Here is a 13876-nt window from a genome sequence, read left to right as displayed (position 1 = left end):
CCGACCGAGCACACCCTCTGAGCCTGCCTCACTCGGAGTTCTGCCTCACTCGGCTGGGCGCCCCTCCGGTCGGGTGCTGTCGCCGACGACCGGCGTGGAGCCGGTGGTCGGCGTGCGGCTGGCCTCCGGTCGGCCGATCGGCTCGTCGCCGTCGCTGCGCACCGGCTGCTGGCCCTGCTCCTGCTCACCTGAGCGAGTGCCCGAGGCGGTGTGCGCCTCGGAGTGCCGCTCCCCCGACGGCCCGCCCGGAGCATGGCTGCCGCCCGAGGAGGCCAGCGAGCTGCCGGCGCCGACAGTCGCCATCATCCCGGTCTGAGTGGCCATCTCGTCGTTCCAATGGGGCCCGTCGTCGTCCAGGAAGCCGAGCGGGGCGTGCTCGCCGAAGTGATCGGCGTCGGCCTCGGCCCAGTCCGCGGCCCAGCCGCGCGGGGGCTGCTCGAGCAGCTCGCCCTCCCGCAGCCAGTTGTAGATCGAGGCGTAGGAGCGGGTGTTGAGGTGATCCACCCGACGACGCAGCATGCGAGCGTTGAGCTGCGACGGGGCCTCCACGCCCATGGAGGCCATGATCTGCACGGCCTCGCGGACGGTGAGCTTCTGGTAGTTGTGCACCCGCTTGGCCTTGTCCTCCACGTCCAGTGCGCGCATGAGGCGGGCGTCCTGGGTGGCCACGCCCACGGGGCAGTGGTTCGTGTGGCACTTCTGCGCCTGGATGCAGCCGGTGGCCATCATCATCCCGCGGGCGGACATGGTGAAGTCCGCGCCCTGGATCATGCGCTTGACGATGTCCGAGCCGGAGACCACCTTGCCTGCGGCGCCGATGCGGATCATGTGCCGCAGCCCGGTGCCCACCAGGGCGTTGTGCACGAGCATGAGCCCCTCGGTCAGCGGGGTGCCCACGTGATCGGAGTACTCGAGCGGGGCGGCGCCGGTTCCGCCCTCGGAGCCGTCCACGATGATGTAGTCGGGCGCGATCCGCTCCTCCCACATGGCCTTGCACATGGCCAGGACGTCGGTGCGCGAGCCCACGCAGAACTTGATGCCGATCGGCTTGCCGCCCGAGAGCTCGCGCAGCTGCCCGATGAACCGGACCATCTCGCGCGGGGTCGTGAACGCCGAGTGCGACGCCGGGGAGATGCAGTCCACGCCCTCGGGGACCTCGCGGGCCTCAGCAATCTCGGCGGTGACCTTGGAGCCCGGCAGCACGCCGCCCAGGCCGGGCTTGGCGCCCTGGGACAGCTTGATCGTAATGCCCTTGACCTCGTCGTAGCGGGCCTTCTCGGCGAAGCGCTCCGGATTGAAGCGCCCGTCGTCGTAGCGGCAGCCGAAGTACCCGGAGCCGATCTCCCAGAACAGGTCGGCGCCGTTGCCGAGGTGGTACTCGGTCAGCCCGCCCTCGCCGGTCTCGTGCACGAATCCGCCCATGGCCGCGCCCTTGTTCATGGCCAGCACTGCGTTCTTGGACAGCGAGCCGAAGGACATCGAGGAGATGCTCATCAGGGGCATCTCGTAGGGCTGAGCGCAGTCCGGTCCGCCCACGCGCACCGTCGGCGGCTCCGCGGCCGGGGCTACCGGGGCGGTGGTGTGCAGCAGGAACTCGTAGCCGATCTCGTCGGTGGCCTTCTCCGTGCCGAAGGCCTTGTGATCGTCCTGGCCCTTGGCGCGGGCGTAGACGATCGAGCGCTGGTCGCGGCTGAACGGCTTGCCCTCGGTGTTCTTCTCGATGAAGTACTGCTGGATCTCGGGGCGGATGGACTCCAGCAGGTAGCGGGCGTGCCCGAGCACGGGGAAGTTGCGCAGGATCGCATGGCGGGGCTGGACCAGGTCCCAGATGCCCAGCCCCAGCAGCAGCAGGGCCACCACGCCCAAGAAGATCCAGGCCCACATGCCCACGAGATAGGCGACGAGGAGGACGAGGGCGAGGGTGACGACGGCCCCGGCCATGAGGAAGCGATTGTTCATGCGCCCATCGTCTCGCATCGGCCCCGGGACGACGAAGCGGCGGACATGGACGCGCTGCCGTCAGGCGATGTCCAGGCGCGTCGATAGACTTCTGGACAGACTCCTCACACCTTCGTCGAAAGCAGTGCCTTGTCAGGGAACTCCATCATCCGCCACAGCAGCGCCTCGCTGCTGTCGATCCAGAAGGTCGAAGCCGACGTCGTCGTCTCCTCCGCGCGCGCCGATGAGCAGCTGGGGGCGACGTTCGAGCGGCTCAAGCTGCCCAAGGGCCTGCTGGAGCGCTTGGCCGGCGTCAAGGAGCACCGCGAGTGGTCCCCTGGCCGCCACTACACCGACGGCGCGATCGAGGCTGCGCAGGCCGCCATGGACCAGGCCGGCATCAGCCCGGACCAGGTGGGCCTGCTGGTCAACTGCTCGGTGACCCGCGACGGCTACGAGCCGGCCCTGGCCTCCGGCGAGCACGCCAGGCTGGGCCTTCCGAGCTCCGCGCTGAGCTTCGACATCACCAATGCCTGCCTGGGCTTCATCAACGGGATGACCGTGGCCTCGTCCATGATCGACTCGGGCGCCATCGACTACGCCCTGGTCGTGGCCGGCGAGGATCCCACTCGCTGGCACCGCGAGGCCTTCCGCCGCCTCAGCGAGCCGGACGTCACCCGCGCCGAGGTCATCCGGGAGTTCGCCACGCTCACGCTGGGCTGCGGCGCCGCGGCTGCCGTCGTGGGACGGGCGGACAACCACCCCGACGGCCATCGGATCCGCACCTCCGTGACGCGCTCGGCCACTGAGCACTTCGAGCTGTGCGTGGGCGGCTTCGACGGCATGTTCACGGATGCGGGCGGGCTGCTCAAGCACGGCGTCGGCCTGCTCACGGACACGTGGGAGGAGGCCCGCACCCAGGGCTTCGAGTGGGATGACTTCGACTGGGTGGTCGCCCACCAGGTCTCCACCTCCCACACGGACAAGACGGAGGCGGACATCGGGATCCCCGCGCACAAGCTGCCGCGCACCTTCCCGTTCTGGGGCAACGTGGCCTCAGCCGCCCTGCCGATGACCCTGGCGCTGCAGGCCGAGAACGGCTCGTTCCAGAAGGGCCAGCGCGTGCTGGCCATGGGCGTGGGATCCGGACTGAACGCGACCTTCATGGAGATCGACTGGTGAGCATCGCCGAGACCACCGAGCCCGTCACGCCTCCCAGCAGCTGGGAGGCCTTCCCCGGCGTGGACCCCCGCTGGTCCCGCACCGTGGAGGCCCCCTCCCACGCGGCCTGCGAGCCGGTCCCCGGCACGACCCGGCGCTGGCACCTGCTCGACAACCAGGCGGTGCTCCAGGAGCAGGGGAAGACCCCGGCCGGCACCATCCTGGCCGTGCACGGCAACCCCACATGGTCGTACCTGTGGCGCTCGGTCCTGAAGGCCGCGACCGAGGCCGAGACCCCCTGGCGCGTGGTGGCCGTGGATCAGCTCGACATGGGCTTCTCCGAGCGCACCGGCCTGTTCCGCCGCTACGACGACCGCATCCAGGACCTCAGCGACCTCACCGTCGCGATCGGTCTGGACGACGAGCGCGTGGTCACCCTGGCGCACGACTGGGGCGGTCTCGTGTCCATGGGCTGGGCCGAGCTGCACCCGAAGGCGCACGCGGCCACGATCATGACCAACACGGCGATCTACCACGATCCCGAGTCCGGTCCCATCCCGGATCCGCTGCGTCTAGCGCTGGCGCCGAAGGTCCACGGAGCCGTCACCTCCCGGACCACCGCGTTCCTGGACATCTCCCTGTCGCTGGTCTCCCCCTCGCTGGCTCCCGAGATCAAGGCGGCGTTCAAGGCGCCCTACGACACCCCCGAGCATCGAGCCGGCATCGAGCACTTCGTGGCGGACATCCCGGCGTTCGCGGATCATCCGTCGAACCACCGCTACGAGCGCACGGCGTCCTGGATGGCCACCTCGACCGTTCCCGCTCTGTTCCTGTGGGGCCCCAAGGACCCGGTGTTCCTGGAGCGCTACCTCCAGGACCTTCGCAAGCGCATGCCGCAGGCGGACGTCCACCGCTTCGAGGGCGCCAACCACCTGCTGCCCGAGGACCGGGACATCGCCACGCCGGTCATGCAGTGGCTGCAGCAGAACCTCGTCGATCCACACCCCCGCCGCTTCCAGCACCTCGAGGCCCGTCCGCAGACCGAGGAGCCGTTCGTGCCCTTCACGGCCGGGCTGTCCCACCGGGCCGGCCTGGATGAGGCCACGACCGCCGTCGCCACCGTGGACATGGGCAAGGCCGAGAACGACAGCGCCCCGGCCGTCGAGCGCAGCCTCACCTGGGCGCAGCTCGACGAGCGCGTGGAGCGCATCGCCGCCGGGCTGATCGGGCTCGGGGTGAAGCCCGGAGACCGCATCAATCTCATGGTGCCCCCGGGGGCCGACCTCACCACGCTGATCTACGCCTCACTGCGTGTGGGAGCCGTGATCGTCGTGGCGGACACCGGACTGGGCCTGCCGGGGCTGCGCCGCGCGCTCAAGGGCGCCTCCCCGCAGTGGTTCATCGGCATCCCCGCGGCTCTGACCGCCGCCCGCACGCTGGGCTGGCCGGGGCGGCGCATCAGCGTCGAGACCCTGGATCCGGTGCGCCGGCGCGTGCTGGGGATTGAGGCTTCCGTGGCCGAGCTCGAGCGCACCGCGCCGGGCCCGCTGCCGCAGATCGACCCGGATGCGGACGCCGCCGTGCTGTTCACCTCGGGCTCCACCGGCCCGGCCAAGGGCGTCGTCTACACCCAGCGGCAGATGGCCGCCATGCGCGATGCCGTGGCCGCCGTGTGCGACCTGCGCCCCGGCACCGGGCTGGTTGCCGCCTTCGCGCCGTTCGCACTGCTGGCCCCGGCCATGGGCGCGGCCTCGGTGACCCCGGACATGGACGTCACCAAACCGCGCACCCTCACCGCCCGAGCACTGGCCGATGCGGCTGCGGCGATCGAGGCCACCACCGTGTTCGCCTCCCCCGCTGCGATCGTCAACGTGCTGGCCACCCAGAACGACCTGGCACCGCATCAGCGCCAGGCGCTGGGCCGCGTGCGGCTCATGCTCTCGGCCGGGGCCCCACTGCCGCCGCCGCTGCTGGAGCAGCTGCAGAAGCTGCTGCCCGCGGCCGAGCTGCACACCCCGTACGGCATGACCGAGGCCCTGCCCATGACGGACGTCCGCCTGGAGACCATCCGCGAGGCGGCCGTCGACTCCCAGCCGCTGCACCCCGAGCAGGGCTTCCGCTCGCAGGCCCGCGTGCGCGGGGCCGGCGAGGGCGTCTGCGTGGGCGCCCCGGTCCCCGGTGCGGCCGTGCGGATCGCGCCGGTCGATCACGACGGCGTCCCCTCCGATCGGCTCGTGGATCTGCCGGACGTGCTGGGCGAGATCGTGCTGCAGGCCCCGCACGTCAAGGACCGCTACGACTCCCTGTGGATCACCGAGAACGAGTCCACGCGGATCCCCGGCTGGCACGCCACCGGAGACGTCGGGCAGCTCGACGACAAGGGCCGCCTGTGGGTCTCCGGACGCCTCCACCACCTGCTGCTGACCAGCGACGGACCGGTCGCTCCCGTGGCCGGCGAGCATGCCGCCCAGACCGTCTCCGGGGTGGGCCGAGCAGCGCTCGTGGGTGTCGGACCCAAGGGTGCTCAGGTGCCCGTCGTCGTGTGCGAGACTGAGCCTCCGGCACGCCGATCCGGCCCCGCACGAGCGGGTCTGGCCGGGCGCGTGCGCAGTGCAGTCCACGACGCCACCGGCCTGGATGTCGCGGCCGTCCTGGTGGTGCCCCGGCACCCCACGGACATCCGCCACAACTCCAAGGTCGACCGCACGCGCCTCGCCGCCTGGGCCGATGATGCCCTGAGCGGGGGAAGGATCAGGAACCCGTGAGCACCACTCCAGGCATTCCCCGCGCCGCCGGAGCACCCCGGAAAGCGCATCGTGCCACGCCGGAAGAGCTGCAGGATGTGCAGGAGCTCCAGGGGAAGGGCCGCACCGTCCTGGTGACCGGCGCCTCCGGGATGCTCGGCGAGTCCGTGGCCCGCAGGCTGATGAGCCAGGGCTGGACCGTGCGCGTGCTGCAGCGCGGCCAGGCCCCCATCGCCCTGGAGGACGGCGTGGAGCAGGTCCTCGGCTCCATCACGGACATGGACACCGTCAAGCGCGCCCTGGACGGCGTCGACGACGTCATCCACCTCGCGGCCAAGGTCTCCTTCGCCGGCGACTGGGAGGACTTCGTCTTCACCAACATCACCGGAACGCGCATCCTGCTGGAATCGGCGCGCGAGGCCGGGGCGAAGAACTTCGTCTTCGTCTCGAGCCCGTCCGTGGCGCACACGGGCGTGTCCATCACGGGCGACTGCGCCGGACCGGCCAATCCGTACAAGGCGCGCGGCAACTACGCCCGCTCCAAGGCGGCCGCCGAGCTGCTCGCCCTGGAGGCCGATTCGGATGCGCTGCGCGTGACCGCCGTGCGTCCGCATATCGTGTGGGGCCCCGGCGACACCCAGCTCGTGGAGCGCATCGTGGACCGGGCCGCGCGCGGGCGCATGCCGTTGCTCGATGACGGCGCCGCGCTGATCGACACCACCTACGTGGACAACGCCTCCGAGGCCATCGTCCGGGCGCTCGAGCGCATCGAGGTCGCCCACGGCGAGGCCTTCGTGGTGACCAACGGCCAGCCGCGTCCCGTCGGCGAGCTGATCGGCATGATGTGCCGCGCAGGCTCCGTGCCCGCTCCCAAGCGCAAGATCCCCGCCGGGGTGGCGCGCTTCGCCGGCCGCACGATCGAGAAGGTCTGGGCCCGGTTCCCCGGTCAGGACGAGCCGCCCATGACCGAGTTCCTGGCCGAGCAGCTCTCGACCGCGCACTGGTTCTCGCAGAAGCGCACCCACGAGGTCCTGGGATGGGAGCCGTCCGTCTCCATCGAGGAGGGCATGCGCCGGCTCAAGCAGCACTACGACCACCATCCGCTGCCGGTCGTGGTCGAGCAGCGCGAGAAGCGCGAGAAGCGCGTCGAGTCCACGACCTTCAAGGCCAAGGGCTGAGCCGGCTCCCCCGCTGAAGCGACCGCGACGGCCCCGCTCCCTGTCTCTGCAGGAAGCGGGGCCGTCGTCATCCTCCACTTGCTGACGCCGGAGGTCGGCTGCTCCTCCCGGCAGGGCCCCGGCCACGACGCGCACCAGGGTGGTCTGCGCCAGCGCCTTCTTCCTCAACGACGATTCGACATCTGCGCCGGTGAGCTCGTCCAGCGGGGCGTAGACCACCTCGCCCCCGGCACAGATCACGGCGTCGACCTGACCCGCCTGCTCCCACAGCCGCGCGAGCTGCGTCTTCTCGGCGATGTCGCAGCGGATGTCTCCGCTGCTCCTGCCGGCCGTCACGACCTCGTGCCCGCGCTCACGCATCAGCACGTCGACCGTGCGGCCGAGCTTTCCCTGCGCTCCTACGATGAGAATCTTCATGCTGGTCACGCTGCGAACGGGTCCGGTCGCAGGGAAATACGCTCGAGCGCGCACTGCCATTCGCTGGACGCATGAACGTGGAGATCAGGCACCTGAGGGCCGTGACCGCGCTGGCTGAGGCGGAGTCGTTCACCGTGACAGCCGCCATGCTCGGCACCACCCAGCCCACCCTGTCGCGCACGCTCACCCAGCTCGAGGAGATCCTCGAGATCCGGCTCGTGGCGCGCACCACCTGGGAGCACTCGCTCACCCCGGCGGTCTGCGCGACAGCCCCCACGGCGACCGCTCGTCTGCGGGACGGCGCCGACTCGACTCCCCGCACGATCAGGGTGGTCAACACCGACGAATGGCTCACCCGGATCGCCGTGGGTGGGGCCGTCGGCATCACCGCAGAGGCCACGACCCATGACCATCAGTCCCCCGAGAACGTCTCTCGCAGCTCGAGGTGCAAAGCGCAAGATCCACCGTTGAGGCCGCACGTGCGCAGCTCCTCGGAGCTGATCAGCTGCGGATCTGCGGCTTCAACGGGACAGGCGCCTCCGCAGTGGTCGACGCCGCACTCGCTCAGCCCATCGGGGTTGATGACTTGCGCAAGTGAGGCCTCGGCAATGCGGGCAGATGGGAACTCAGTACCGCGCGCGGCGGGGGCGGCGCTGGCACACGGAGCACCGGTACGACGACCGGTTCATGAACTGCTCGCGCACGATCACGCCGTCGCGCCCCTCGGACTCGCAGCGCAGGCAGGGCTGACCGGCCCGACCGTAGGCGTTCAGCGAGCGGGAGAAGTACCCCGACTCGCCGTTGATGTTCACGTAGAGGGAGTCGAAGCTCGTGCCGCCGGCCTCCAGGGCGCGGGCCATGACGTCCTGCACGGCCTCGACCAGGCGCTGCGTCTCCGGACGCGTCATGGTCTCGGTGGGGCGGGCGTAGTGCAGATGGGCAGACCAGAGGGCCTCGTCGGCGTAGATGTTGCCGATCCCGGAGATCAGGCCCTGATCCAGCAGAGCCCGCTTGATGCCGGTCTTCCGGCGACGCAGGGCGGCGTGGAACACCGAGGGGTCGAAGTCCGGATCCAGCGGATCTCGCGCGATATGCGCGGCGTGGACCGGGATCAGCGGCAGCCCCAGGGCGCCCCGGCCGCCGGGATGGCCGTCGACGGTGGGAACCAGGGGGTCCAGGAACATGCCGCCGAAGATGCGCTGATCCACGAAGCGCAGCTGCCCGGGCAGCCCGTCGGGCGTCTCGGAGAGCCCCACGCGGACCTTGAGATGGCGCTCATCGGGCTGGTCATCGCCCTGGATCAGCGCCTGGCCGGACATCCCCAGGTGCATCATCAGCGCGAGCTCATCGCCGGAGCCCAGAGCCACGGGCAGCCAGAGGAACTTGCCGCGGCGCACCGCATCCAGGATGGACGCGCCCTGCAGCCGCTCGACGAAATCTCCCGGACCCTCCGCATGACGGCGCAGCGAACGGGGATCCAGGACCTCGACGGTCTCGACGCGGCGCCCGACCGTCCAGCGCTCGAGGCCGCGGCGCACGACCTCGGCCTCTGGGAGCTCGGGCATCTCAGCGCCCGTCGGCCATCGGCCGGCCGTGGCCGTCGGTGCGGGTGGTGCCGGTGATCACCGAGTAGGCGGATTCCGCCGCCCGGCGCTCGGCCTCCTTCTTGGAGGTGCCGGGGCCGGTGCCGTGCACAGTCCCGCCCAGCAGGCAGGAGGCCGTGAAAGAGCGGTTGTGGTCCGGGCCCGTGCCTTCGACCTCGTAAGTCACCGCGCCCATCCCCCGCATGGCCGCGAGTTCCTGGATCTCGGTCTTCCAGTCGCGGCCCTCGCGGATCACGAAGTCGTCCTCGAGCAGCGGCACGATCATCCGCAGCACGAAGGCCCGCGCGGCATCCAGGCCCTGCGACAGGTACAGCGCCCCGATCACGGCCTCCATGGTGTCCGCCAGGATCGAGGACTTGTCGTGCCCGTCGGTGCGGATCTCGCCGCGGCCCAGGCGGATGAACTCCCCCAGCCCGCGCTCGCGCGCCAGCTGCGCCAGGGTCCGAGTGGAGACCACGGAGGCGCGGATCTTGGCGAGGTCGCCCTCGCTGCGCTCGGGATAGCGGGTGAAGATCTCGTCGGTGACGGTCAGCCCCAGCACGGAGTCGCCCAGGAACTCGAGGCGCTCGTTGTGCTTCTGCCCGGCATGCTCGTAGGCGTACGAGCGATGCGTCAGCGCAATGAGCAGCGTCTCGGCGTCGATATCGACGCCGAGACGCTGCAGAAGATCCTGATGATCAGACGCCAACTCAGGCGTCCGCCACCTTGCGGCCCTTGTACTCGTAGTACAGGGCGGTGCCGGCGGAGTCGGTGACCAGCTTGGCCTGGTGCGGCAGGGAGTAGACGGTCTTGCCGTTCTCCACGGTGCGGACCAGCTTGGGGGCCTTCGCCTTCCACTGCGAACGACGGGCGTGCGTGTTGGCTCGCGAGAGCTTCCTCTTCGGAACAGCCACTGCTATCTCTCTTCTCTCGGGGACTCGTCCCCCTGCTCGAGCAGGCCTGCGAGGGCGCTCCAGCGGGGGTCGAGCACTTCATGTACATGATCGGGGTCGTCCTCCAGCCGCGCGCCGCACTGGGCGCACAGACCGGGGCAGTCCTCCCGACACACTGGCTGGAACGGCAGCTTGGTGATCGCTGCGTCCCGGAGCATCGGCTCCAGATCGATGTGATCGTCCTGGACGGTGTACATCTCGTCGGCGTCGTCGTCCTCTTCCGGAGTCTCGGAAGGGGCGTCGAACAGGAAGAGCTCCTGCACCTCTACGGTCATGTCCTCTTCGACCGGATCGAGGCACCGACTGCACTCGCCGTGAAGGCGGGCTGTCACCGTGCCGGAGACCAGGATACCGTCCACGACGGATTCCAGCCTCAGGTCGGCTGCCATGTCGGAGCCCTCACGGGCCCCGATGATGGCATTGCCGAAATCCTTCGGCGCAGGCAAGGTCTCCTGGAAGAGACGCATCGTCCCGGGACGGTGTTCCAGGTCCCTGACGTCCAGCGCCAGCGGTGAAACGTTGTCTCGACTGATGATGATCTCCTGTGGGTTCAATGCCAGCACGTCATTCTAGACGGCAGGACGAGGATGCTCAACCGATGGCGTTGCGGGTCCCGTCCAGGGCGGCCAGCACCTCTGGCGTCACGAACGCGGAGACGTTCCCTCCGAAGCCGTGGACCTCCTTCACGAGCGACGACGACACGTGCGCGAGCTCCGGCGCAGCGGCCAGGAACACCGTCTCCATGCCCGTGAGGCTGCGATTCATCCCGGCCATGGGAAGCTCGTAGTCGAAGTCCTGCCCCGAGCGCAGGCCCTTCACGACCGCCACGGCGCCGCGGCCGGTGACGTACTGCGCCAGCAGTCCCCCGCCCAGCGGCTCGATCCTCACCCGCTCCGACGACGAGCCCAGCGACTGTTCGACAAGCTCCACGCGCCGATCGATCGGGAAGCGGTGCTTCTTGTTCGGGTTGTCCGCCACCGCCACGATCACCTCGTCGAACAGCCGCGCGGCGCGTTCGATGATGCCCACGTGGCCCAGGTGGATCGGGTCGAAGGACCCGACGCAGACGGCTCGGCGCCCAGCGCTCGGAGTCTGCTCGGGCGCGGCGGTCGCGGGTGCAGGGTTCTCAGTCATGCCGGACACGCTATCGCGGCGGCCGCCTCCCTAGACTCGAGCCCATGAGCCTTCCGCAGACCGACTCCCCCGACCTCCCCTGGCACAACCTGGCACGCGGTGCGGGTCTCATGCAGGACTCCGGGGCGCTGCGCTCCACGATCTTCGACGAGACCTCGGTCCTGGCCCGCGCCCACGGCGCCGTGAACCTGGGTCAGGGCTTCCCGGACGCCGACGGCCCCGCCGCCATGATCGAGGCCGCGGCGGAGGCCCTGCGCTCGGGGCTCAACCAGTACTCGCCCGAGCGCGGGCTGCCCGAGCTGCGCGAGGCGATCGCGGCCCAGCAGCTCGCCACGCAGTCCCGCGAGCTCGACCCCCACACCCAGGTGGTCGTCACGGCCGGCGCCGCTGAGGCCCTGGCCGCCTCGCTGCTGTCGATCCTGCGCCCGGGCGACGAGGTGGTGGTGCTCGAGCCGCACTACGACCTGTACGCCGCGATCGTGGCCTTCGCCGGGGGCGTCCTGCACCCCGTGGCCCTGCGCCCGCCGGAGTTCGGTGTGGACCTGGAGGACCTGCGCGCCGCCTTCAGCGACCGCACCGCCGCAGTGCTCGTGAACGATCCCCACAATCCCACCGGCACCGTGCTCAGCCCCGAGACCGCACGCGAGATCGCTCGGCTGGCCGTGGAGCACGATGCCGTGATCCTCACCGACGAGGTCTACGAGCACCTTCGCTACGACGGAGAGCACCTCTCCCTGGCGGCCGGGGCGTCGTCGTCCATGCTCGAGCCCGAGCTGGCCGAGCAGGTCCGCGAGCGCACGCTCGTGGTGTCCTCGGCCTCCAAGTCCCTGCAGGTCACCGGCTGGCGGATCGGCTGGGTGAGCGGGCCGGCCGATCTGATCAGCGGGGTCAGCGCCGTGAAGACCTACCTGAGCCACTCCGCGGCCGCTCCCCTGCAGAAGGCCGTGGCGGCAGGCCTGCGCGACCTGCAGACCTGGGGGCAGACGCTGGCCGCCGAGCAGGCGCAGCGCAGCGCACTGGTCGGGCAGGCGCTGCGGGATCTGGGGCTGCAGGTCGCCCAGCCGTCCGGCTCCTACTACGTGGTGGCCGACTTCTCGCCGCTGTTCGACCGCTACGGCGCCACGACGTCGGCGGAGATGTCGCGCGCGCTGATCGAGCAGGCCGGGCTCGCCCTGCTGCCACTGTCGGCCTTCGCAGCCCCGGAGAACCAGGAGCTCTACGCGGGCTGGATGCGAGTGGCCGCGTGCAAGCGGGAGTCCACGCTCCAGGAGGGCATGGACCGGCTGGCCGCAGCCCTGCGCTGAGGCTCAGCCCCTGCGCCCCAGCGCGCGGTAGGTCCAGTCCGCATCGATCCACTGCTGCGGATCGAGCACGTTGCGCCCGTCGAGGATCTGGCGGCGCCGCACCAGCGGAGCCAGGTCCTGCGGCGTCATCCGCCGGAACTCATCCCACTCGGTGAGCAGCACGACCACCTCGGCGCGGGCCACCGCCTGGATCAGCGAGCTCGCGTAGTCCACACGCGGGTAGCGCTTGGCGGCGTTCTCATTGGCCTTGGGATCATAGACGTGGACGTCGGCGCCGATCGAGTGCAGGCGCGCGGCGATGTCCAGGGCCGGCGAGTCGCGGACGTCGTCGGACTCGGGCTTGAAGGCGGCGCCGAGCACGGCGATCTCCCGGCCCATGACGGAGCCGTCGAGCATGTCGGTGATGACCCCGACCGTGTGCTCGCGGCGTCGGGTGTTGATGTCGTCGACCTCGGCCAGGAAGCGCACGGACTGATCCAGGCCGAGCTCGGAGGCCCGGGCACGCAGGGCGCGGATGTCCTTGGGGAGGCAGCCGCCGCCGAATCCGACGCCCGCGTTGAGGAACTTGCGCCCGATCCGCTCGTCCATCCCGATCGCATCGGCCAGCGTGCGGATGTCTCCGCCCACGGCCTCGGTGAGCTCGGACAGCGAGTTGATGAAGCTGATCTTGGTGGCCAGGAACGAGTTCGCCGCGACCTTCACGAGCTCCGAGGTCTCGTAGTCGGTGACGATCAGCGGGATGCCCTCGGCCAGCTGCGGGGCGTAGACCTCGCGCATGAGCGACTCCAGGCGCTGGGCCTGCTCGTGCTCCCGCGGATCAGCGGAGCCGTGCCCGGGCAGGCCGATGACCATGCGGTCGGGGTGCAGCGTGTCCTCGACGGAGTGGCCCTCGCGCAGGAACTCGGGGTTCCACACCAGGTCCACCTCGATCCCCTCCGGCGCATTCTCCCGCGCCAGCTCGCGCAGCCGCCGAGCGGTGCCCACCGGGACGGTGGACTTGCCAGCGATCACGGCATCGCGGGTCAGGTGCCGGGAGATCTGCTCCACGGCGGAATCCACGAAGCTCATGTCCGCGGCGAATGCTCCGGGGCGCTGCGGGGTGCCCACCCCGATGAAGTGCACGTCCCCGAAGGCCCCAGCCTCCTCGTAGTCGGAGGTGAAGCGCAGGCGCCCGGACTCCACATGCTTGCGCAGCAGCTGCGGCAGCTCCGGCTCGTGGAAGGGCAGGACGCCGGCCGACAGCGATTCGAGCTTGGCGGGGTCGATGTCCACCCCCAGCACCTCGTAGCCCATCTCCGCCAGCGACGCCGCGTGCGTGGCGCCCAGGTATCCGGTCCCCAGAACAGTGATGCGCATCCGGTGCGTGCTCCTCGGTCTCGTGTGCGTGCCCGACGCACGCCGTTCCGCAGTGCGGGCCGCACGGACGGCAACCCATACCAGCAGACTAGCTATCCGCTTCCTCCC

12 protein-coding genes and 1 pseudogene are annotated in these 13876 nt (G+C 70.4%); 6 read left to right on the top strand and 7 right to left on the bottom strand.

What is annotated here, in order from left to right; translation table 11 throughout:
* Positions 1 to 45: 45 nt before the first annotated feature.
* On the bottom strand, positions 46 to 1959 hold the full coding sequence (locus QSJ40_RS06030; protein WP_006215068.1) for an FMN-binding glutamate synthase family protein: 1914 nt from the start codon (positions 1957 to 1959) through the stop codon (positions 46 to 48).
* Positions 1960 to 2088: 129 nt separating this feature from the next.
* Here QSJ40_RS06030 and QSJ40_RS06025 point away from each other — a divergent pair, with 129 nt between their 5' ends.
* The 5 genes and pseudogenes from QSJ40_RS06025 to QSJ40_RS12790 all read left to right on the top strand — a co-directional run.
* Positions 2089 to 3120, top strand: coding sequence for a 3-oxoacyl-ACP synthase III (locus QSJ40_RS06025; protein ID WP_006215067.1), 1032 nt, complete (start codon positions 2089 to 2091; stop codon positions 3118 to 3120).
* Positions 3117 to 5864, top strand: a complete 2748-nt coding sequence (locus QSJ40_RS06020; RefSeq protein WP_285729564.1) for an alpha/beta fold hydrolase — start codon at positions 3117 to 3119, stop codon at positions 5862 to 5864. The genes QSJ40_RS06025 and QSJ40_RS06020 overlap by 4 nt, the downstream gene beginning before the upstream one ends.
* A complete protein-coding gene (locus QSJ40_RS06015; RefSeq protein WP_285729562.1) occupies positions 5861 to 7021 on the top strand; it encodes an NAD-dependent epimerase/dehydratase family protein in 1161 nt (386 codons plus the stop codon). The genes QSJ40_RS06020 and QSJ40_RS06015 overlap by 4 nt, the downstream gene beginning before the upstream one ends.
* A 78-nt stretch (positions 7022 to 7099) precedes the next feature.
* Complete coding sequence (locus QSJ40_RS06010; protein ID WP_285729561.1) at positions 7100 to 7513, top strand: hypothetical protein; 414 nt, start codon at positions 7100 to 7102, stop codon at positions 7511 to 7513.
* Positions 7510 to 7683, top strand: a pseudogene (locus QSJ40_RS12790) (helix-turn-helix domain-containing protein); the annotation flags it as partial. The gene QSJ40_RS06010 and the pseudogene QSJ40_RS12790, both read left to right, overlap by 4 nt.
* 381 nt (positions 7684 to 8064) lie before the next feature.
* Here QSJ40_RS12790 and mutM read toward each other — a convergent pair.
* The 5 genes from mutM to coaD all read right to left on the bottom strand — a co-directional run bounded on the left by mutM (position 8065) and on the right by coaD (position 11108).
* Positions 8065 to 9003 (bottom strand): bifunctional DNA-formamidopyrimidine glycosylase/DNA-(apurinic or apyrimidinic site) lyase, encoded by a 939-nt coding sequence (mutM, locus tag QSJ40_RS06005; protein WP_285729559.1) that lies wholly within the window; start codon positions 9001 to 9003, stop codon positions 8065 to 8067.
* A 1-nt stretch (position 9004) separates the two neighbouring features.
* A complete protein-coding gene (rnc, locus tag QSJ40_RS06000) occupies positions 9005 to 9730 on the bottom strand; it encodes a ribonuclease III (RefSeq protein ID WP_285729557.1) in 726 nt (241 codons plus the stop codon).
* Between the two features lies 1 nt (position 9731).
* Complete coding sequence (gene rpmF / locus QSJ40_RS05995) at positions 9732 to 9935, bottom strand: 50S ribosomal protein L32 (protein WP_006215062.1); 204 nt, start codon at positions 9933 to 9935, stop codon at positions 9732 to 9734.
* A gap of 2 nt (positions 9936 to 9937) precedes the next feature.
* A complete protein-coding gene (locus QSJ40_RS05990) occupies positions 9938 to 10483 on the bottom strand; it encodes a YceD family protein (RefSeq protein WP_285729587.1) in 546 nt (181 codons plus the stop codon).
* An 82-nt stretch (positions 10484 to 10565) separates the two neighbouring features.
* Positions 10566 to 11108: a pantetheine-phosphate adenylyltransferase gene (gene coaD / locus QSJ40_RS05985; protein WP_285729555.1), complete on the bottom strand. Its 543-nt coding sequence runs from the start codon at positions 11106 to 11108 to the stop codon at positions 10566 to 10568.
* Positions 11109 to 11152: 44 nt separating this feature from the next.
* Here coaD and QSJ40_RS05980 point away from each other — a divergent pair, with 44 nt between their 5' ends.
* Positions 11153 to 12412, top strand: coding sequence for an aminotransferase class I/II-fold pyridoxal phosphate-dependent enzyme (locus QSJ40_RS05980; protein ID WP_285729553.1), 1260 nt, complete (start codon positions 11153 to 11155; stop codon positions 12410 to 12412).
* A 3-nt stretch (positions 12413 to 12415) separates the two neighbouring features.
* Here the strand turns inward: QSJ40_RS05980 and QSJ40_RS05975 are convergent, their stop codons facing one another.
* The gene (locus QSJ40_RS05975; protein ID WP_006215058.1) at positions 12416 to 13768 is read right to left on the bottom strand and encodes a UDP-glucose dehydrogenase family protein; all 1353 of its coding nucleotides are present in this window, start codon (positions 13766 to 13768) and stop codon (positions 12416 to 12418) included.
* Between the last annotated feature and the right edge of the window lie 108 nt (positions 13769 to 13876).

Origin of the sequence: Kocuria sp. NBRC 114282 (genome assembly GCF_030268385.1) — a bacterium.
Lineage (GTDB): Bacteria > Actinomycetota > Actinomycetes > Actinomycetales > Micrococcaceae > Kocuria > Kocuria palustris.
Note: the sequence above shows the minus strand (reverse complement) of the source record. Positions and strands in the feature narration are given on the sequence as shown.